Raw genomic sequence first — 20508 nt, forward strand, 5'->3', positions numbered from 1 at the left:
TTCAGAATAGAATTGATTTTACACAATCATGCAATGGTCATCTGTATGTAACAGAGTACTCCTATCCAGATGACAAGCTATTTTAAGGTAGGTTATAATGACGAAAAGTAAATGGTTTTCATGCAGAAGGGGGCGTAAAGAGGATGAATGTCGGGAACTGTCCTCGCTGCGGCAAGCTATACGTATTAAACGTGTTGGAGGCTTGTCCTGCTTGTCTAAAAGAGGTTGAGCAGCAGTATTATGAATGTGTGGAGTATTTACGCAAAGAGAAGGGCGCAAACATACAACAGCTATCGGATGCGACAGGTGTATCCGTTAAACAAATAACGAAATTTATCAAAGAGGGACGCATATCGGTGAAGGATGCACCCAATTTGACCTATCCCTGCGAGGTGTGTGGTACTTTTATTCGAGAAGGACACATGTGCGACGGCTGTCGTGCGCGTTTGACCAAGGAATTGGCCGGTGCAACCCAGGAGGTAAGTCAGGGGGAGACATCGGGTTTAGGCTCTCGTGCCTACAATGCAATCGACAAATTCAAGCGTTCTTAGGAGGCATGGCTCAATTCTAGAGTGCTCTATAAACAATGTTTCAACCTCTACCGATAACTTTAGTAAAGATTATCGGTTTTTTATTTTAGGGCGATTCTTGATCCTAAACTCTTATGAAAGCAGGTGTTCATTATGAAGATTAATGAATCCGGACGAATTGGGGCAATTAACTCTTATTCGAGAAATATAGAATCCGGTCAGCAGACCGAAAACAAGAAGAGCAAGCGTAAGGATGAGGTATCCATCTCGCCCGAAGCTATGGAAATGCTCAAGCAGCAGGAACAAGTCAATAGCAGTGAACGCGCACAGCGCATTCAGGAACTGAAGCAGCAGGTCGCTTCGGGAACATATAAGGTCGACACGGAACAGCTGGCAGAGAGAATGATGCCTTATTTTAAACCGGGCTCTGACAAATAGGAGAGACAAATCGATGTCCTTTAATCAACTCATTGTATCCATTGAGGAGCTTAATATTTGCCATGAGCAGCTGATTAAGCTAGGCGAAACTAAGAAGCAGACGATTATACAGAATAAAGTTAATGAAATGATTGCGATCACGAATGCAGAATCAAAGTTAGTCAAAAGAATTGAGGAATTGGAGCTGGATCGTCAGGAAGCGGTGTATGGTGTTCTTCAACAACGTGGGATTAAATCGCGTCTCAATCTGACGATGCCTGAGCTGATTCGGCTCATCTTTGATCAGACGGACAAGCAGCGGCTGGAAACAGCGCTTGGACAGCTCTCAGACACTTTGACAACGCTTAAACAGCTGAATGAGATTAATCAGCAATTACTCAAGCAGTCACTGTCATACATTGATTTTTATGTAGAGACGCTATCCTATAGGCCGGAAACAGAGGTCACATATCAAAATCCAGCTGACAAACAGCATAATGCGCAGAGCTCCGGGTTATTCGACACGAGAGCCTGATTCAAGGAGGTTCATATGCCATCCACGTTTCATAGTATAGAAACAGCCAAACGCAGTCTATTTACGCAGTCTGCTGCGTTAAATACCACAGGTCATAACATTTCCAATGCCAATACGGCCGGTTATTCCAGACAGGTAGTTCACATGACAGCCTCCAGCTCAATGGAGGCCGTCAGCTTATATCGCAGCACAGCGCCCGGACAGCTTGGTACAGGTGTGGAATTCAATGCAATTACACGCGTTCGTCAGACCTTTCTTGATGATCAGTATCGAAACGAAAATACAGGCCTTGGCGGCTGGAACGTTCGCTTCGATACACTCGATAAGCTAGAGACGATCATTAATGAACCGTCGGATACCGGAATTCGAACGGTGATGGACAATTTCTGGAATGCTTGGTCAGATTTGAGCCAGGATCCACAAGATATTACGAACCGTAAAATTGTAAAAGAGACGACACTTGCCCTGACCGATGCACTTAATCAGACAAGTCGTCAGCTTGATGCTCTAACTAGTGATCTTACGAGTAATGTTGAATTGAAGGCAGGAGAGATCAACTCCTTGCTGTCAACTGTGGCGAGCCTCAATCAAAATATCTCCAGAGTCGAAAGCTTGGGGGATAATGCAAATGATCTAAGAGACAAACGCGACTACGCCATTGATCAATTATCGAAGATTGCGAATGTTCAAGTTACAGAGCTGGATACGGGATATCAGGTTACACTCGGCGGACAACAGGTCGTGACGGGAAATGCAGCCACTGAAGTAACTCCAGACATGCTGGAAACGGCTTATGCTTCCGGTACACTGACAGGCGGAGAAGTGTATGGAATGATCTTTTCCCGCGATGTCTATGTAGCGGATTATAAACAGCAGCTTGATCAGCTCGCAAATACACTTGCTAATGGAAATATTGAGGTGTCACTTCCTGCGGGAACTGTACTTCCGGAAGGAACCGTACTGAATGGAGTCACCTACTCGGACGCTAATGGCAACCGTACGTTGAATGATAATTTGACAGTAACTGTACAGGGGATCAACGGTTTACATCAGCTGGGATATACCGTAAATGGTACAACACCTGAAGCTGGAGGGGCATTCTTTACTTCAACAGATGGTGGCACCATTACTGCTGGTAATATTACATTAAATCCGGAAATTCAGAATGATCCGAACAAGATTGCTACGTCCATGAGAACGGATGGAACAGGAGCCGGGGAAGCTGTAGTCAAAGGGAATAACTCCCTTGCGCTGATTATGGCGGGAATGAAGGACACTAAGTTTGATTTTGGAACAGCACTGTCCAAGCCAGGCACGGTAGATGATTTTTTCAGTTCCATTGTCGGACAGCTTGGGATTGAGACTCAAGAGGCGAAACGTCAAACCGAGAATGCAAGCCTGCTGACACAGCAAGTCGACATCAATCGTCAATCCGTAAGCGGCGTCTCACTAGATGAGGAAATGTCGAATATGATCAAGTTCCAGCATGCCTACAGTGCAGCATCCCGTTTCATGACGACCTTTGACCAATTATTAGACAAGCTGATTAACAGCACCGGCACTGTCGGACGTTAAACCTGAGAAGTAGGAGGCATTACATATGTCGATCCGAGTAACATCTAGCATGATGAATACGCAAATGCTTAGCAATATCAACAGAAACTTGAACAAGATGAGTAATTTGGAGAATCAGATCTCCACAGGACGTAAGATCAATAAACCTTCCGATGATCCGGTTGGTGTAACCTACGCACTTCGCTATCGTGCGGAGTTAGCTTCTAACGAGCAATATCAATCAAATGTCGATTCCGCTATTAGCTGGCTGGATACTACCGATGCCACAATGCAGCAAGCAACAGATATCGTGACAAGGATCAAGGAGATTGCTGTCCAAGGTTCTAGTGAGACAGTGCCTCAATCAGGACTCGATGCGATAAAAGAGGAAATGGAAGAGCTTCAGAAGCAGCTTGTGAATATAGGCAATACCCAAATTCGCGGAAAGTATATCTTCAATGGGCAAAAGTATGATCAGGCCCCTTATGAGCTGACAGGTGGGACGACAAGCTATGCTGGCCTCGATCCTGATAAAGCTGCCGTTAATTTCGGTATAAGTCAGCAAGTGAATATGCAAATCAACACTTCAGGCAGTGACTTCTTCGGGGCAAGCACTGAGGACGATAATCTGTTTAAAATTACCGATAATCTGATTGCAGCTCTAGGCAGTGGGGACTACAGTGGAATTCAGGGAGAGCTGACTAAGCTCGAAGATAGAAATACAAAAATGCAGGCTGCACTCTCGGAAGTAGGTGCGCGGACGAATCGGGTTGAGCTCATGCAGAACCGGCTCGAAGATCAGAATCTTAATCTGACGACCTTACAGTCGAAAACAGAAGATGCAGACATCGCAAGTCTTATGATTCAAGCCACTTCGGCAAGTACGATCTATGAAGCAGCATTACAAGCATCAGCCAAGATTTTAACACCGACATTGATGGACTTTATGAGATAAGATCTATAACAATGCGTATGAGATTACGATTTTTTCGATTATAAAAAAGAAAAGAGCTAAGGACTAATGGAGTCTTTAGCTCTTTTCGTATAAATATTAGTGTAATAGAAGTGTGAATAGATATCTCATGCTTACTAAGGTACTATTGTTTTATGCGAATAAATTCAATATACAGACAGATGAATAAGGAGATTATTTTATGAATAGATCCGAAATAATAAGCTTTTCCAAAGGTCTGCCAGGATTTGAAGAGTTAAAGCAATATGTCCTCGAAGAGCACAACGAAGTGTTCAGCTATCTAAAATCTACAGAGAGGGAAGAAGTATCTTTTGTTGTCGTTGATCCATTTCCTTTCTTTCCAGAATATGAGTTCCAAGCGTCTGAGGAGGCTCTTGAGGAGATTGAGTTCGTAGACGGTGAAAACCTGGAAATTAAATGCATCGTTACTCTTCATAGCAATGTCCAAAAGACAACAGCCAATTTACTTGCTCCGTTGATTATTAATGCTAATAAGAAGCAAGGGAAACAAATTGTGCTTCATGACAATGGGTATACAGCAAAGCATCTGCTATGGCCTAATGTAATACATACTGAAGGAGGCGATCGTTGATGCTGGTTCTATCAAGGAAAAAAGGTGAGTCTATCATCATAGGTGAAGACATCGAAATTACTTTGTTGGCTGTAGATTCTGAAACCGTGAAGATTGGTATCAAGGCTCCTAAGAACATAGATATCTACAGAAATGAAGTCTATCAAGAAATTAAGCTGAGCAATCAGGAAGCTGCAGTTAATATTAGTCAGCTCAATTCTCTGCTTAATTCTTTGCCTAAAAAATGAATTGATTTTCTTGAGGAATTTATTGAAAAAGTATAAACAATCCCTGAATCATGGTCGATATATATATTACGGCGATAATTCTTCAGGGCGGCCGACCTGTGAAGATACGCTTTACCACAAGGATGTGGGAACACACCATTTCAGGGAGGAAATAAACAATGATTATCAATCACAATATTCCAGCGGTAAACACACACCGTAATATGGGGCTGAACAACACAGCAGCTAGCAAAAACATGGAGAAACTGTCTTCTGGTCTTCGCATTAATCGTGCGGCAGACGATGCAGCAGGTCTCTCGATCTCCGAATCCATGCGCGGACAAATTCGTGGTCTTGAACAATCACAACGTAATGCTCAAGACGGTATTTCTTTCGTGCAAACAGCTGAGGGTGCGATGAACGAAGTATCTTCCATGCTTACTCGTATGAAAGAACTTAACGTTCAAAAAGATAGTGGAACTTACAGCACTGAAGACAAGGCTAATATTGACCAAGAGTTGGATCAACTTGGTGATCAAATCGATGAAATTATGACTAAAACAACATTTAACGGTATCAGTATCACTGCGGGTGCTACTATTACAGTTAATGATAAAGCAACAAGTAAAATTGCTATCGGAAGCATTACTACGACTTCCTTTAGCGGCTTAGGTTCTACTGCTACACTTGCTTCGGTTGAAGATGCAATCAAAGCTGTTTCTACAGAGCGTGCGAAACTTGGTGCGGTACAAAACCGTCTGGAGTATACTTCTAACAACCTTGGTACAACTGTTGAAAACTTGACTGCTGCTGAGTCCCGTATCCGTGATACAGACATGGCTAAAGAAATGGTTGCATTGTCCAAGAACAACATCTTGCTGCAAGCTTCCCAATCTATGTTGGCACAAGCAAATTCGCAACCGCAGGGTGTACTATCCCTTCTTCGTTAATTTATTTTCAACTTTTAAGAGACCTTGGTATAACAAGGTCTCTTTTTTGTTTTATTATTCACTTCACTCTACAATCTTCCGATATAAACAGTAACAATGTTGATTATGATTCCAATTTATAGGGAGGATCGACTACTATGGAAAGCCGGATAACTGGGAGTGGTATAAATATGGGGGGCGGCTATGGGAGAATTGCCGATAAATTGAATAGTGGCAACGAGCAGTTGACTATAGCGGCTCTATCGAGAGAAGAAGAAATTGCAGTACAGGAGTTAGAAAAATCAATCAGAGCCATACAAGGTACAGAGAAAACAATTCAGTTCTCCATTCATGAACAAACAAACGCAATTATGATTAAGGTGGTGGATAAAACAACTGGCGAAGTAATACGAGAGATTCCAAGGGAAAAGCTGCTTGATGTAACCGCCAGAATGATGGAAATAAATGGATTGATTATTGATGAAAGAGCTTGATATTAGGAGGTAAATAAAATTATGCGTATTAGTGGATTTGCTTCTGGACTTGATATAGATTCAATCGTAAAACAACTGATGACGGCACAGAAAGCTCCTTTAGATAAGCTGAATCAGCAGAAACAGCTTGTAGAATGGAAACGAGAAGATTATAGAACTGTGAGCACCAAGTTAGTTACGTTCCAAGAAAAATTGTCTTCACTGAGTCTAAGCAGTGCTATAGACGCTAAGAAAACAGTGATTTCGGGTGCTTCAAACGTACTTACTGCTACACCAACTGGCGCTGCTTCAAATTCAGTATTGAATGTTGAAGTTATTAGTCTTGCAAAGGCATCCACTACTGTACTTCAAGGTACAGCAGGTGCAACAAAAATTTCGGATATTTATACAGGTGGTTATAATGGAACAGAAAACGTAATAAAAATCGGTGATGCAGATCCGATAGTATTTAATAAAGATGATACAATTGATTCTCTCATGAACAAGATCAATAGCAATAGTAAAACAGGAGTCACTGCAGTTTACGATTCAGCATCCGGAAAATTATCTTTTACAAGCAAAGCAACGGGAAAAGACAATACTATCGCTCTGTCTGGAGGGTTGGTAAGCAACTCGTCTCTCGTAATTGAATCCACAACCCCAGGTACAGATGCAGAAGTCATTATTAATGGTATTAAAACCACGCAATCTTCTAATAGATTCACGGTGAACGGTCTTGAAATCAGCTTGAATGGAACAACTCCCCAAGGTCAAAGTACACAAATTGAAGTCACACAGGATGTTGATAAAACAGTAGAGACGATTAAGGAGTTTGTAAATGCTTATAATGACACACTCTCTTTTCTCAATTCTATGACAAGTCAGGAACGATATAGAACTTATCTGCCTCTTACAACAGAACAAAAAGAGGCGATGAGCGAGAACGAAATTAAGCTTTGGGAAGAAAAATCTAAAAGCGGTATGCTGAAGAATGACTCTATATTGAATAATACGATAAGCCAGATGCGGCTCGCTGTTATGAGCGATTTTACTACTGACTTCACTCTTCCCGACGGAAGTGTAGTAAAAAGCATGAATCTTACCAATATAGGAATAACAACAGGTGACTATCAACAAAAAGGTAAGCTGCAAATAGACGAAAATAAACTTCGTGCAGCTATAGAGGCTAATCCCGATCAAGTTGCGTCTTTTTTTAAAAATGTTGATGGTGCTAGCAATACAGGATATTCCCAGACTGATGGATTATTCAATAGATTAAAGAAGATAGAACAGGATTCACTAAAGCTTATTTCCGAAAAAGCAGGTACATCTAGATTTAGCACAGATCCTACAACTGCTTTCCTGCCTCAAAGCGAAATGGGTGATCAACTCAAATCATTCGATAAAAGAATATCAGACGTCCAATTAAGATTAAATATGCTGGAGACTCGTTACTACAGACAATTTACAGCAATGGAAACTGCGATGAATAAATATAATAGTATCTCCTCCAGTTTATCAAGTTTCATTTCGTAAGGATAAGGAGAGGTTTGAATGTTTAGTACAGCTCAACAAAAATATCAACAAACCAGTATGCAGACGGCTTCACCTTCGCAGTTATTATTAATGCTTTATGATGGAGCAATCCGATTTGTGAAAGCGGGTATAGCTGCAATAGAAGAGAAAAATATAGAGAAGACGAATATGTTTTTTGGCAAAGCTCAAGCTATTATTCACGAACTGATTGCATCTCTTAATTTCGATTATCAAATCTCCAATCAATTATACCAAGTATATGAGTATATGATTCACCGTTTAATACATGCCAATATACACAAGGATCTGGGAGCTGCGTCTGAAATCCTTTACCAGCTTGTAGAGTTAAGAGATACCTGGGACTTAGCGAGCAAGTCCCTTACTACTAAAGGAGAATATTGATGACGGCCACTTTATCTTCACTTATCAATGAATTAGAAAGAAATGTAACTGAATTGTTGTCTGTGGTGGACCATGCAAATTATGAGCAAATTGTTGAACTAGTTGATAAGAAAGAAGAGATCGTTAATAACTTATTAGATTATAAAGAAGAGTTGAGTTTAGATACGAAAGAGAAAATTAAAGCTTTAATGATGCATGATAGTTTAGTTATTTCTAGGATGCAGTCACTGAAAGATGAAGCAACTGAGTGGCTATTAAAAAGAGAATCAATTAAAGAACAACGTTCAGCTTATAACATGAACTATACTCCAGACAGTTTCTTCTTTGATAAGAAGAATTAAATTAAGGCGGTATTTATGAACAAACTACTGAGTGTCTGCATGATTGTCAAGGACGAAGAAGCTGTGTTATCCCAGGCGCTTGAAAGCATTAAAAGTGTTGCTGATGAAATAATCATCGTTGATACTGGCTCCACGGATAAGACAAAAGAGATAGCTGCAAAATATACTGAACAAGTTTATGATTTTGAATGGTGCAATGACTTCGCAGCTGCAAGAAATTACTCTATTCAATTTGCTAAGGGCCAATGGATTCTTATCATGGATGCTGACGAGTATTTGCCTAATCATCAAATTCATTTATGGAGAGACTTGTTGAAAAAAGAGAATCCCCATAAAGAGCTGGTTTATACATTAATGATAGTAAATCATTTGGACGACAGAAAATTAAATCATCAAATTTCGACAGCTCCAGTAACAAGACTATTTCCTAATTACAATGGAATTAAATTTACTAACCCTATCCATGAACAATTAGTTGGGAAGAATGGAATGCTGCAAAGTAAACTGATCGAACTCAATATTTTTCACTCAGGATACCAACAATCAATTATTGAAAGCAAGAAAAAGCATGAGCGTAATATGTATATCTTCAATGAGATGCAAAAAAAAGGTGAGATGAGTGCCTATGATTATTTTACACTTGGTAACCAACATGCCCATGGCGGAGAAGAATTAAAGGCAATTGAATGTTTTAACATAGCTCTAGAAAGAGGATCCGATACAAGCACATGGCATCCTTTTTGCTTAATGGGATTAATTACTTTATATATAAGGCAGGATATGCTCGATAAATCATGGGACCTAATTGAGACGAAACTCAAGAAGTTTGCAGATTATCCTGAGTATTTCGTAACTAGAGGGATTCATTACGAAACTTTGGGCTATTTCAAAGAAGCAGAGGAATGCTATGAGAAAGGTATACAATGTGCAGAAAAAAATGCAAAATGGTCACGTGAAATTTGGCTGACAGATCCGAAGTTTGCTTTCTATTTACCTGCATATCAATTAGTTAATATCTGTTTTCGTTTAAATAAGGAAGAAAGAGCTGTTTATTGGCTGACAAAAATAATTAAGAGTAATCAAAGGGATGGGGAGGCTCTATTAAGATTATTAGAGTGGCTACTACATCATGAGACAATTGAAGATATTCTGGATATGTTAGGCAGGACACTAGAGTTAAAAGATAACTACGATTTGAATTTAATCTACAAAATAGCTTTAAGTCTATGTAATAAGGATATTATTGACCATTATCAGAATCTCCAACCAAAGGATTCTCCTATGCAGTGGACAGACCAGCTAAGATTAGGACTAGCAAATAAGGATGTAAATCAATGGTTCGAGGCCGCCTCTAACTTAAAAGATATTTTGCGAGAAAATATTAATACAAAAATAGCATTAGCTGCAGGCTTCATAATTTGGAATAATAAAATAGTGATTGATAACAGTGGATATATATTTGATGGTGAAGAGGGTCCAGAATTTAACGAATTACTTTACAATTTAGTTGATGATAGAGAAATTACAACAGAAATGATTGCAAAATGGAGTAAAGAGCTTTTTCTAATCTGTAAAGCACTATTTCAATTAAAACAATTCGATGATTATGATCGTCTTATTGCTAAAGTCAAACATCCAAAGATAACTAATATGCTGGCAAATTATTTCTACAAGGTAGGATTATACGAGTTAGCTTTTCAATATTATTCATCATTACTATCTACAAATGATTTAGATGTGATAAGTTTAGAAAACTTAGGACTTTACATGTACAATCATGGACAGCATGAAGATTCGATAGAATTTTTAAGAGAAGCTTTGAGAAAAGACCCAAAGAGAAGACATCTTTATTATCCTTTAATCCTACAAGCATCTGGGTCCATCAGAGAGGAATATATTGAGAAATTCAAGAACGAATTTGACCCTTTCTTATCTATTAAGTTTATAAAAAAAACATTTGCTTAAACATAACCAAGGAGGGTCCTGTGAAGACTTCAATTATAATTTTGACTTTGAACCAGCTAAGTTATACGAAGGAATGTATTGAAAGTATTAGAAAATTTACTGAGTCCTCGACTTACGAAATTATTGTTGTTGACAACAATTCAACTGATGGTACGGTAGATTGGTTGAGAGAGCAGCAAGATATAACAGCAATATATAATCAGACCAACAAAGGATTTCCGGCTGGCTGTAATCAAGGTATTCGAATAGCAAAAGGCTCAGACATTTTATTGCTAAATAATGATATTGTTGTAACAACCAATTGGTTAGAAAATTTAAGGACTGCATTATACAGTGGTGATCAAATAGGAGCAGTTGGTTGTGTGACAAACAATTCATCTTATTATCAACAGATTGATAAAAGTTACGAGACTTTATCAGATATGCATAATTTTGCTGCAGGATTTAATATTTCCAGTCAAGATAAATGGGAAGAAAGATTGAAATTAGTAGGATATTGCATGTTAATAAAGAAAGACGTCGTAGACATGGTTGGATTATTAGATGAACGGTTTACTCCGGGTAATTATGAAGACGATGATTATAGCTTAAGAATAAGAAAAGCAGGATATAAGCTGATTTTATGTAAAGATACGTTTATACATCATTACGGAAGTGTTTCCTTTAAAGAACAAGGCGATGCTTATAGTGAATTGATGTTATCTAATTCGAACAAATTTAAGGAAAAATGGGGGTTCCATCCTGATTATAATCAGCATATTAGGTTCGAGATTATAGATATGATTGAATCTGGATTAGAAGATCATATTAATATTCTTGAGGTAGGGTGTGCTTGTGGAGGAACACTATTACAGATTAAGAATTTGTATAAAAATGCTGTGCTTCACGGTATAGAATTAAACGATCAAGCTGCAGATGTTGCTTCTCTTGTTTCGAATGTTAAATCATTTGACATTGAGAATGAATCTCTCTTTGATTACGAAAAGGGCTATTTCGACTATATCATATTTGCAGATGTACTTGAACATTTAAAGGATCCTTGGAAAGTGCTTCATCAAATTAAAGACTATTTAAAGCCGGACGGACACATCATTGCCAGCATACCTAATATTATGCATTACAGTGTGATGTCTGGTCTCTTACAGCGAGGACAATGGAATTATACTAAATCAGGTATACTTGATGAGACACATCTAAGATTTTTCACCTATGATTCTATTCAAAGAATGTTTATGAATGCTCATTATAAAGAGATAAGCATAACTGGAAAAGAAATATACAATTCAAAAGCTGAAAAATTTATTGGAGAATTATCCAAATTTTCAAATGGAGCAATGCTTCAACAGTTCACTGTTTATCAGTATCTCATTAAGGCCAAGAATACTGATTTATACAATAAATTAAAATATATAAATGATAATGATTGCAGTACTACCGATATATTTGAGCTCATTTTCACGCATAAAGATCAAGAAATGATTGATCAGATCTTGCATTCAGAAGAAATTGATGGTTGTAAAGTGCTTAATTCTATAGGTGTATCATTTTTTGAGAATGGTAAACATGAACGTGTAATTCCTTTTTTCCTAGAAGCAATTGAGCTAAACCCTTCTGACAAAGAAGTCCTCTATAACATTTCATATTTCTTGAATTATGTTGGTGAAGACCAAATGTCTGCTGACTATCTTAATCGACTAAGAATAGTTGATACGAACTTATCGAAACAATTGGAAAGTATTTTTTTATAATGCAAGTTATATGTTATTAAGAAAAAACTCTACGGAGATAAATATGAATTCCACCCTTGCTTTAGTCATGATTGTTAAGGATGAAGCTTCTGTGTTAGAACGCTGTCTTGAGAGTGTGCTTAACTTGGTTGATGAAATCGTAATTGTCGACACTGGATCCACAGATAACACTAAGGATATTGCACGTAATTTTAATGCCCGAATCTTTGATTATGTGTGGGAGCAGGATTTCTCATCAGCTCGAAATTATGCTCTTTCGCAAGTGAAAAGTAATTGGTGTATAGTACTCGATGCGGATGAAATGATATCTAATGATTGTATGCAATCAATCAGATCATTTATTAACTCACATGAGGCTATAGGGAAAGTGAAGATAATAAATAAATTCTTGGGTTCGGATGGTCTTAATTATGAACAGATATATATATCCAGGTTATTTCCTTCTCATTGCAGATACACTGGGAAAATACATGAACAAATAGATTCTGATCTTCCACGTAAGATTATAGATATCGAAATACAGCATGACGGATACCTGGAGAAGAAGAAAAGCTCAAGAAATATACCGATACTAAAAAAAGTGATTGAAGAGAATCCTCAAGATCCATACTATTACTATCAGATTGCAAAAGAGTATCGGGGATTAGATGAGCATCTCGAATCCAATAAGTATTTGGAGCATGCCTATTCACTAATGAACTTAAGAGAACCTTATGCACCAAGGATCATAATAGATTATTTGTATTCTATGATAAACTCTAATCTCTTACATAAGGGTTTGGACGTAATAGAGGATAATCGGGACTTTTTGTGGGATAACCCAGATTTCTTTTTTGTATCGGGTCTTTATCTACTAGAAGTTACATTAAGTGATCCTGAACAATTCATTAGCTTGTTACCGCTTATTGAGAAGTATTACTTAAGAGCTCTTGAGATCGGTGATAGCAATTCTGAAGGTAGTGTATTAGGTACCGGGAGTTTTGCTGCACATCATAATTTAGGTGTGTACTACGAAGCGACTGGAGAACTGCCTTTAGCTAAAGAACAGTATGAGCAGGCTGCAAAGTATAATTATGAACCTTCTATTGAAAGAATGAAAAATTTATTAATATAGGCTCACTTGATGTTTTGTTACAAGAGGAGCCAACTAATCAAAGATAGCTCTGGAGTTTATTCCAGGGCTATCTTTTTTGCATTTAAAGAGGTGAGTTATTTTCAGTGATCATCCAAAATAATATATTTTTTGACAACATCTAGCACAAATAAAATTAAAATGGTATTATACTCCTAGACAAGTAGTTCATTAGACTTAGTTCTATAGATATAATTATATCTCGAATATCAGAATAATTAGTCTTCAGGACCTGCATTTTTGCTGTTCCAATTTTATTTCTATATTCAAACATCTGGGAGGAATAAAAGTGAGTAAGAAAGTTCGTGGTACAGTCACAGGGTTATTGAGTATCAGTATGGCGCTGAGTTCATTGGGAACTGTAGGAGCTGCACAATTAGGAAAAGACTTGGAAGGACATTGGGCGGAGAGCCAGCTTCAAACCTGGATTAACCAAGGGAACCTTAATGGGTATGCAGATGGAACGGTTAAGCCTAATCAGTCGATTTCACGTGCTGAATTTGTTTCTTTAATCAATCGGAGCTTTGGATACACAGCACAGGCTTCAATATCTTTCGAGGATTTATCTGTATCCAATTGGGCATATACTGATATTGCCAAAGCCGTTGAGGCCGGATATGTACAAGGATATGAGGACAATACTTTCCGACCTGGCACAACCGTAACTAGACAAGAAGCAGCAGTCATGATTTCCAAATTATTAAATGTGAAGAGCAATGATTATAATACGCTGAATCAATTTTCAGATCGTAACAGTATTGCTGGCTGGAGTAAAGCAGCAGTTGCTTCCGTAGTAGAGCGAGAAGTAATGAAGGGATATCCGAATGATACGTTTGCTCCTCTCCGTTCTTTGACCAGAGCAGAAGCAATAGTTTTGATTGATAACGCGATAGCAAATGAAAAAGAGTTGAATACGATTACATATGACGAAGCTGGAACATATGGCTCTGATGAAGAGAAGACAGTTATCGAAGGTAACGTCATTATTAGCGTGCCAGATGTCACGCTCGTGAACACAGAGATTAAAGGGGATCTTCTGTTTGCTGAAGGTATTGGAGCAGGAGATGTCACTATAAAAAATGTAAAGGTTTATGGTACGACGAATGTAGAGGGCGGCGGTGAGAATTCCATTCATCTCGTGGATTCTGTCCTCATCAACATTGTTGTTAACAAGAAGGACGGTACTGTACGTATAGTAGCAGAGGGATCCACAAGTGCTCAGAACGTAATTGTGAACTCATCTGTAAAATTGGAAGAGGAAAATGCATCAGGCGTAGGTTTTACAGATGTGGAGCTGTCGAGAGAACTTCCATCGAATAGCACCGTTGTATTAAACGGAATATTTGATGATGTAGATCTGTATGCTGCCTCTATTTCCGTTGAACTGGTTCGTGGCTCCATTGAGAATTTCTTGGTAAGCGAAGATGCAGACGGCAATGAAATTACACTTAGCAGCAATACTCGAATTGCTCAGCTTGTACTGGGTGCAATGACTCAATTATTGGGTTCAGGGACGATTTCGAAAGCTACATTAAATGAGGGTGCTCAAGGCTCTTCATTTGAGACCAAGCCAAGTCAATTGGATGGTGTACAAAAGGATAACGTCACTTTACCACCAAGTACTACACCTCCAGTATCTAGCGGTGGCAGTGGAGGTGGTGGAAATTCGGGAAATAATCCGGACCCGGTACCGGCTCAAGTAGACAAATCGGCATTGTTCGTGGCATTAAATATTGCGAGAGATCTGATTGAAGACGTTCCAGTTGGTACAGAACCAGGCCAAATTAATCAGGATAGTAAAAATGCACTTATATCTGCAGTTGCTTCTGCTGACGTTGTTTATCTTAATGCGAATGCGACTCAAGCACAGGTGAATCAATCTCACGCTGACCTGGTTGCTGCGATTGAAGCATTCAACGCCGCAATTATAACAGATAGTACAGAAGAAGGATTACAAGCAGCGAAGTTAGAGCTTGGTCTTACCATTAACAATGCTAAATCCCTCAACGAAGCAGTTTATGTAGGCGAAGAGGTAGGTCAGGTTTCTGTACAAGCCAAAATTGATTTCACTGAAGCTATTCGTGTTGCTGAAGCCGTATATGCTGATATAACGGTTAGTGTTGCGGAAGTCAATCTGGCAAACCGTAATCTCGATAATGCAGTTCAAACGTTCCAGAGTGCAATAAATAAAGAGGATCAAGATGGTTCAGACGAGTTGGAGAATGCGAAGCAACAATTATACGTAAGGATCGTAGAAGCTGATCAGCTTTATGTTAATACAAGTGTAGGTGAAGAGGTAGGCCAAGTCTCACAAGCTGCTAAAGAGAATTTAGATGCAGCTATAACGGTGGCTAAGTCTGTATATTCAAATCAAACGGACATCAACGTTGTCAATGTAGCGACTTCAAGCTTAAATGAAGCGATTAGTAGCTTTAATGCTGCTATTATCACAGACGAGCAAGTAGAATCCGAAGCTGTCAAAGCAGCAAAAGCAGTGTTGTACAGCGAGATTAAAAGAGCCACTGTAATTGCTGATACTTACGTTGTCGGGGATCAGATCGGACAAGTGCCAGCGGAGCAAAAAGAAGCCCTTGATGAGCAAATTTCTGTTGCTAAGAGTGTGTATAGTAATGTAGAAATATCATCGCAAGCTGTGTATACCGCAATTTCAGATCTTCAATTGGCTGTAAGCATACTTGAGTCATCTGTCATTGAAGTGGTTTCTGTGACAACACTATCTGAGCTTAGTGAAGCTGTGACAATTAATAACAACAAGATCAAGCTGGAAGCCAATCTCGTAGGACAGCAATCTGTGGCAATTACAGGCGAAAATGTTCAAATAGATGGCTATGGTTTTACTCTACAAATCACAGGTAAAGGTAACCGATTCACAGTGGAGAACGATGGTGCATCTGTAAGCAACCTGACCATAAAAGACTCTGCTGAATACAATCTTCAAGTATATAATGCCAATAATGTGATCATTGAAGATGTCATCTTGCAGAACTCGCTTAAAGGCGGATTATTGATTAACGGATCAGAGGTTACTGCAAATAACGTAACAACAAGCGGGAATGCTTGGGGTGGTATCGAAGTTTCGAAAGGAGCAGGAGAAGGGCTTAAAGCTTCTACTCTTACAGTCAAGGGAACAAGCAGCCATGACGAAGCAGTAGCGATCTGGACAGTGAACCCAACTGGTGAAGGTAACCAGGTTATTGATGCATCTGAGCAATACCGTTCCTATGCTGATGTGCGTCCTGATAAACAAGGCTATACCAACTATATTCTGAAAGATGCATACCAAGTAGTAAGTTCACTAGCAGAATTTAAACAAGCGGTTACTATCGACAACAACAAGGTTCAACTGTGGGCCGATTTGTCGGGAGAAGAGTCGGTAGCAGTTACAGGTGAAAATGTAGAACTAGATGGGAACGATTTTACACTAGAGATCACAGGTAAAGGTAATCGATTCACCGTAGAGAACGATGATGTATCTATAAGCAATCTGACCATTCAAGGTTCCACTGAATACAATCTTCAAGTATATAATGCCAACAATGTGAACATCAATGATGTAATCTTGCAGAACTCGCTTAAGGGTGGACTGTTGGTTAACGGATCAGAAGTTACTGTGAATAACATAAAGACAATCGGCAATGATTGGGGCGGTATCGAAGTTTCAAAAGGAGCAGGAGAAGGGCTTAAAGCTTCTACTCTTACAGTTAAGGGAACAAGCAGCCATGACGAAGCAGTAGCGATCTGGACTGTGAACCCAGCTGGTGAAGCTAACCAGGTTATTGATGCATCTGAGCAATACCGTTCCTATACTGATGTGCGTCCTGACAAACAAGGATATACCAACTATATTTTGAGTGAAGCATATCAAGTTGTAAATTCACTAGCAGAATTTAAACAGGCGGTTACTATCGACAACAACAAGGTTCAACTGGGAGCTGATTTAGCCGGAGAAGAGTCGGTAGCAGTTACTGGAGAAAATGTTCAAATTGATGGCGATGGCTATACTCTTGAGATCACCGGTGAAGGTAACAGATTCACCGTTGAGAACGATGGTGTATCTGTAAGCAATCTGACCATTCAAGGTTCCACTGAATACAATCTTCAAGTATATAATGCCAACAATGTGAACATCGAAGATGTCATCTTACAGGACTCGCTTAAAGGCGGACTATTAATTAACGGATCAGAAGTTACTGTAAGTAATGTGACAACAAGCGGGAATGCATGGGGTGGTATCGAAGTTTCGAAAGGTGCAGGAGAAAGTCTTCAAGCTTCTACTCTTACGGTTAAGGGAACAAGCAGCCATGACGAAGCAGTAGCGATCTGGACAGTAAACCCATCTGGTGAAGGTAACCAGGTTATTGATGCATCTGAGCAATACCGTTCCTATGCTGATGTGCGCCCTGACAAGCAAGGCTATACCAACTATATTCTGAAAGATGCACACCAAGTAGTAAACTCGTTCCAAGAACTTTCTGCTGCAGTTAAGGGGGATGGCAATAAAATCAAACTCGGGAAATCGATTACCGAAACAGGCGTCGTTCTCGAAGTTACAGGTCAAAATGTAATTATTGAAGGTGCTAATCATACACTTAGCCTTACCGAAGCAGGAAATAGCTTCGTTATCTTTGGTAACGGTACACAGCTCAAGAATCTTACCGTGGCTGGTTCACAGAAATACAACATCCATGTTTACAAGGCTACCGGTGTTGCACTAGAGAATGTAAATCTAACCACAGCCCTGAATGGTGGTATGCTCGTTAACGGTGCAGAGGTATCGGTGCACAATATCGAGACTTCCGATAATGCATGGGGAGGAATTGAAGTCTCCCGAGGCACCAATGTTGAGTCACAACCTACACTAACGGTTGAGGGAATTAGTCACCACAATGAGGAAGTTGCAATCTGGACTGATCCTAAGAATGGAAGTGCGCCAACAATTAAGGATGTTTCGAATCAATACAGAGTAGAAGACATCACAGCTCCAGGTAAGGAAGGCTTTAAGTATTACTATTTTGAACCTACTGCAGTTAACTAGGGTCTAAGTTTGTAATGGACTAGGATATACTTCGTAAAATCAATATGGGGATTGCTTGGGGTGATGACGATCAGTCTCGTTGTTACCAAGCAATCTCCTTTTATTTGGAATGATTTTAAATTAAACAGAAGTTCATGGAAAGGACAATTTTCGACAATATATTAACATTCATATGTTATTTATTTGAAGGTAATCATTTTCTTTTCCAATTGACAATGGATAAGTTTGGATGGTATAGTCGGAGATGTGAGCCAAGCTCACTTCATTTGATGACGAAGGGAATGTTCGTGCATGCAAGGTAAAGTTAAATGGTTTAACGCAGAAAAAGGTTATGGTTTCATCGAGACTGAGGAAGGCGGCGACGTATTCGTACACTTTTCCGCAATCCAATCCGAAGGCTTCAAGACTTTGGAAGAAGGTCAATCCGTAGAATTCGAAATCGTCGAAGGCGCACGTGGACCACAAGCTGCTAACGTAATCAAATTATAATCATCCCGGCTTAGCCCGACCTACATATAACGGTTAGATGGTTAACAATTGAGTTTAGCTAGCGTCAACCTTGAGACAGTTGTCTCAAGGTTTTTTTTGTTCCCGTCGGAAGGCTTGATTTCTCATCCTCTTTTAGTGGGAGTACCAAGTTACACATGAAAGGACAAACACATGCATGGTCTCTTTGGAATATCCAATTCCTAATTTTGATATGTGCCTACTTAGAATCTCAGCCCCATGCAAGACAACTTCAACCTTATCTCAACGAGATCTGAAGCTTATTTTCTTGCATAACCAGAAATTTTATTTCACATCATATTAAATTTCCGACAAAATAAGCGGAAGTCTCCGTCAAAATCCGCAGATTTCTTTTCATTTCACAAGGCTAACACAGTATTTTAACCGATTCCTGCTCTCCTCAAACGCACCTCATACAATTGTCATAACTTTGTGTTATATATGTGTAAAACGCCCTCATTCTTTTTACATTCGCCTAACAAACATGTTATAATCGAGGTGCAAAGGAAAAGGAGGAATTGCCCTATGAATTTGAGTATTCGAGGTCAACAAATCGAGGTTACCGATGCTTTGAAAGAATATGTCGACAAGAAACTTAGCAAGCTAGAGAAGTATTTCGATGAACCTCTAACCTCTGATGGCAATGTGACGCTTAGCGTGAATGTTAACCGCGGGTTCCACACTGTTGAGGTTACGATTCCGATGAAAGGTCTAGTCCTTCGCGCAGAAGACGAGAGCACTGACATGTATGCGTCCATTGACGCTGTGGTGGAGAAGCTTGAGCGTCAGATTCGGAAGCATAAGACGAAGATCAACCGCAAATTCCGTCAAGAAGATAATCTGAAGACGTTTTTTGTTGAAAATGTTCCTGCCAGCCCGTCCCCAGTGACCGATGAGGAGCTGGACAGTGAGTACGACGATCTGGAAGTGGTCCGCACGAAGAGGTTCTTTCTGAAGCCGATGGATGTGGAAGAAGCCATTTTGCAGATGAACATGGTCGGCCATAACTTCTTTGTATTCTCCAATATTGAGAACAATGAGGTCAATGTCGTGTACAAGCGTAATGACGGCAAGTATGGTTTGATTGAACAGGAATAAGCAGCCAGAATGATGATGGCTGAATCGTGCAGGATTTGTGCTGTTAAGGTTTGAATTGAGAATTTGGATGAACTGGAAAATAACCCGGAGCCCTCTCTTTGATGAGCAGGGGCTCTTTTTTGTATTTTTCCACATAATGTCTTCGTCAAATAGCGAAACTTAATATTAGGCTCATGCGTCTATATATACAGGGTCTTGCCGGAAGAAGGGATAGGGCTGTGATGTGTTTCACTGCTCTTTTCAATCGCGGAATTCGGTGAAAATAAAGGGCTTGCCCTTGTTGCGACTGCCTTGACAAACTGTTACAATTTAGGCAAAACCTTTTTTATGTATACTACTGAATCAAATTCATCCTTGTACTGAGTTTTGAAATGGATTCACCGCATTTTGGATATGCATAAAAATTTAATGATTGATTCGATATGAACATCAGCTTGTGCATGTAAGAACTTTGAATGAATAACGAACCACTCAAGTTCCTAACATTTACCCTTTGCATGCCGAGTTTGATTCT

At 39.4% G+C, this 20508-nt stretch carries 18 protein-coding genes; all 18 read left to right on the forward strand.

Translation table 11 applies throughout. The features are described from left to right. The first annotated feature begins 143 nt into the window (after positions 1 to 143). The 18 genes from BK126_RS21185 (at position 144) to hpf (ending at position 19994) form a co-directional block, all read left to right on the forward strand. Positions 144 to 551 (forward strand): flagellar protein, encoded by a 408-nt coding sequence (locus BK126_RS21185; protein ID WP_076314516.1) that lies wholly within the window; start codon positions 144 to 146, stop codon positions 549 to 551. Between the two features lie 132 nt (positions 552 to 683). Next, positions 684 to 968, forward strand: coding sequence for a flagellar biosynthesis anti-sigma factor FlgM (gene flgM, locus BK126_RS21190; RefSeq protein WP_076314517.1), 285 nt, complete (start codon positions 684 to 686; stop codon positions 966 to 968). Positions 969 to 981: 13 nt separating this feature from the next. Then, on the forward strand, positions 982 to 1482 hold the full coding sequence (locus BK126_RS21195) for a flagellar protein FlgN (RefSeq protein ID WP_076314518.1): 501 nt from the start codon (positions 982 to 984) through the stop codon (positions 1480 to 1482). Between the two features lie 15 nt (positions 1483 to 1497). Next, positions 1498 to 3057 carry a flagellar hook-associated protein FlgK gene (flgK, locus tag BK126_RS21200; RefSeq protein ID WP_076314519.1) on the forward strand — a complete coding sequence of 520 codons (1560 nt, stop codon included), beginning with the start codon at positions 1498 to 1500 and terminating at the stop codon, positions 3055 to 3057. 25 nt (positions 3058 to 3082) lie between these two features. Continuing rightward, positions 3083 to 3991: a flagellar hook-associated protein FlgL gene (gene flgL, locus BK126_RS21205; RefSeq protein ID WP_076314520.1), complete on the forward strand. Its 909-nt coding sequence runs from the start codon at positions 3083 to 3085 to the stop codon at positions 3989 to 3991. Positions 3992 to 4190: 199 nt separating this feature from the next. Then, positions 4191 to 4601, forward strand: a complete 411-nt coding sequence (gene fliW, locus BK126_RS21210) for a flagellar assembly protein FliW (RefSeq protein WP_076314521.1) — start codon at positions 4191 to 4193, stop codon at positions 4599 to 4601. Beyond that, the gene (gene csrA, locus BK126_RS21215) at positions 4601 to 4828 is read left to right on the forward strand and encodes a carbon storage regulator CsrA (protein WP_076314522.1); all 228 of its coding nucleotides are present in this window, start codon (positions 4601 to 4603) and stop codon (positions 4826 to 4828) included. The genes fliW and csrA overlap by 1 nt, the downstream gene beginning before the upstream one ends. Before the next feature lie 158 nt (positions 4829 to 4986). Further along, the gene (locus BK126_RS21220; RefSeq protein ID WP_076314523.1) at positions 4987 to 5757 is read left to right on the forward strand and encodes a flagellin N-terminal helical domain-containing protein; all 771 of its coding nucleotides are present in this window, start codon (positions 4987 to 4989) and stop codon (positions 5755 to 5757) included. Positions 5758 to 5894: 137 nt separating this feature from the next. After that, complete coding sequence (locus BK126_RS21225) at positions 5895 to 6230, forward strand: flagellar protein FlaG (protein ID WP_076314524.1); 336 nt, start codon at positions 5895 to 5897, stop codon at positions 6228 to 6230. Positions 6231 to 6251: 21 nt separating this feature from the next. Next, entirely contained in the window at positions 6252 to 7745 is a 1494-nt protein-coding gene (fliD, locus tag BK126_RS21230; protein ID WP_076314525.1) for a flagellar filament capping protein FliD, read from the forward strand. A gap of 18 nt (positions 7746 to 7763) precedes the next feature. After that, the gene (gene fliS, locus BK126_RS21235) at positions 7764 to 8147 is read left to right on the forward strand and encodes a flagellar export chaperone FliS (protein WP_076314526.1); all 384 of its coding nucleotides are present in this window, start codon (positions 7764 to 7766) and stop codon (positions 8145 to 8147) included. After that, positions 8147 to 8488 (forward strand): hypothetical protein, encoded by a 342-nt coding sequence (locus BK126_RS21240; RefSeq protein WP_076314527.1) that lies wholly within the window; start codon positions 8147 to 8149, stop codon positions 8486 to 8488. The genes fliS and BK126_RS21240 overlap by 1 nt, the downstream gene beginning before the upstream one ends. A gap of 15 nt (positions 8489 to 8503) precedes the next feature. Then, positions 8504 to 10453: a glycosyltransferase gene (locus BK126_RS21245; RefSeq protein ID WP_076314528.1), complete on the forward strand. Its 1950-nt coding sequence runs from the start codon at positions 8504 to 8506 to the stop codon at positions 10451 to 10453. 20 nt (positions 10454 to 10473) lie between these two features. Beyond that, positions 10474 to 12201: a glycosyltransferase gene (locus tag BK126_RS21250; protein WP_076314529.1), complete on the forward strand. Its 1728-nt coding sequence runs from the start codon at positions 10474 to 10476 to the stop codon at positions 12199 to 12201. 43 nt (positions 12202 to 12244) lie between these two features. After that, entirely contained in the window at positions 12245 to 13315 is a 1071-nt protein-coding gene (locus BK126_RS21255) for a tetratricopeptide repeat-containing glycosyltransferase family 2 protein (protein WP_083656042.1), read from the forward strand. A gap of 307 nt (positions 13316 to 13622) precedes the next feature. Then, on the forward strand, positions 13623 to 18389 hold the full coding sequence (locus BK126_RS21260) for an S-layer homology domain-containing protein (RefSeq protein ID WP_076314530.1): 4767 nt from the start codon (positions 13623 to 13625) through the stop codon (positions 18387 to 18389). 291 nt (positions 18390 to 18680) lie between these two features. Continuing rightward, positions 18681 to 18878: a cold-shock protein gene (locus tag BK126_RS21265; protein WP_007132290.1), complete on the forward strand. Its 198-nt coding sequence runs from the start codon at positions 18681 to 18683 to the stop codon at positions 18876 to 18878. A 543-nt stretch (positions 18879 to 19421) separates the two neighbouring features. After that, positions 19422 to 19994, forward strand: a complete 573-nt coding sequence (gene hpf, locus BK126_RS21270) for a ribosome hibernation-promoting factor, HPF/YfiA family (protein ID WP_076314531.1) — start codon at positions 19422 to 19424, stop codon at positions 19992 to 19994. The last annotated feature ends 514 nt before the right edge of the window (positions 19995 to 20508 follow it).

Source organism: Paenibacillus sp. FSL H7-0326 (assembly GCF_001955535.1).
In the GTDB taxonomy this organism is placed as follows: Bacteria; Bacillota; Bacilli; order Paenibacillales; family Paenibacillaceae; genus Paenibacillus; species Paenibacillus shunpengii.

Bases quoted from the DNA above. Each gene is read 5' to 3' on its own strand.
- BK126_RS21185 (WP_076314516.1), top strand. From the start codon at position 144: ATGAATGTCGGGAACTGTCCTCGCTGCGGCAAGCTATACGTATTAAAC.
- flgM (WP_076314517.1), top strand. From the start codon at position 684: ATGAAGATTAATGAATCCGGACGAATTGGGGCAATTAACTCTTATTCG.
- BK126_RS21195 (WP_076314518.1), top strand. From the start codon at position 982: ATGTCCTTTAATCAACTCATTGTATCCATTGAGGAGCTTAATATTTGC.
- flgK (WP_076314519.1), top strand. From the start codon at position 1,498: ATGCCATCCACGTTTCATAGTATAGAAACAGCCAAACGCAGTCTATTT.
- flgL (WP_076314520.1), top strand. From the start codon at position 3,083: ATGTCGATCCGAGTAACATCTAGCATGATGAATACGCAAATGCTTAGC.
- fliW (WP_076314521.1), top strand. From the start codon at position 4,191: ATGAATAGATCCGAAATAATAAGCTTTTCCAAAGGTCTGCCAGGATTT.
- csrA (WP_076314522.1), top strand. From the start codon at position 4,601: ATGCTGGTTCTATCAAGGAAAAAAGGTGAGTCTATCATCATAGGTGAA.
- BK126_RS21220 (WP_076314523.1), top strand. From the start codon at position 4,987: ATGATTATCAATCACAATATTCCAGCGGTAAACACACACCGTAATATG.
- BK126_RS21225 (WP_076314524.1), top strand. From the start codon at position 5,895: ATGGAAAGCCGGATAACTGGGAGTGGTATAAATATGGGGGGCGGCTAT.
- fliD (WP_076314525.1), top strand. From the start codon at position 6,252: ATGCGTATTAGTGGATTTGCTTCTGGACTTGATATAGATTCAATCGTA.
- fliS (WP_076314526.1), top strand. From the start codon at position 7,764: ATGTTTAGTACAGCTCAACAAAAATATCAACAAACCAGTATGCAGACG.
- BK126_RS21240 (WP_076314527.1), top strand. From the start codon at position 8,147: ATGACGGCCACTTTATCTTCACTTATCAATGAATTAGAAAGAAATGTA.
- BK126_RS21245 (WP_076314528.1), top strand. From the start codon at position 8,504: ATGAACAAACTACTGAGTGTCTGCATGATTGTCAAGGACGAAGAAGCT.
- BK126_RS21255 (WP_083656042.1), top strand. From the start codon at position 12,245: ATGAATTCCACCCTTGCTTTAGTCATGATTGTTAAGGATGAAGCTTCT.
- BK126_RS21265 (WP_007132290.1), top strand. From the start codon at position 18,681: ATGCAAGGTAAAGTTAAATGGTTTAACGCAGAAAAAGGTTATGGTTTC.
- hpf (WP_076314531.1), top strand. From the start codon at position 19,422: ATGAATTTGAGTATTCGAGGTCAACAAATCGAGGTTACCGATGCTTTG.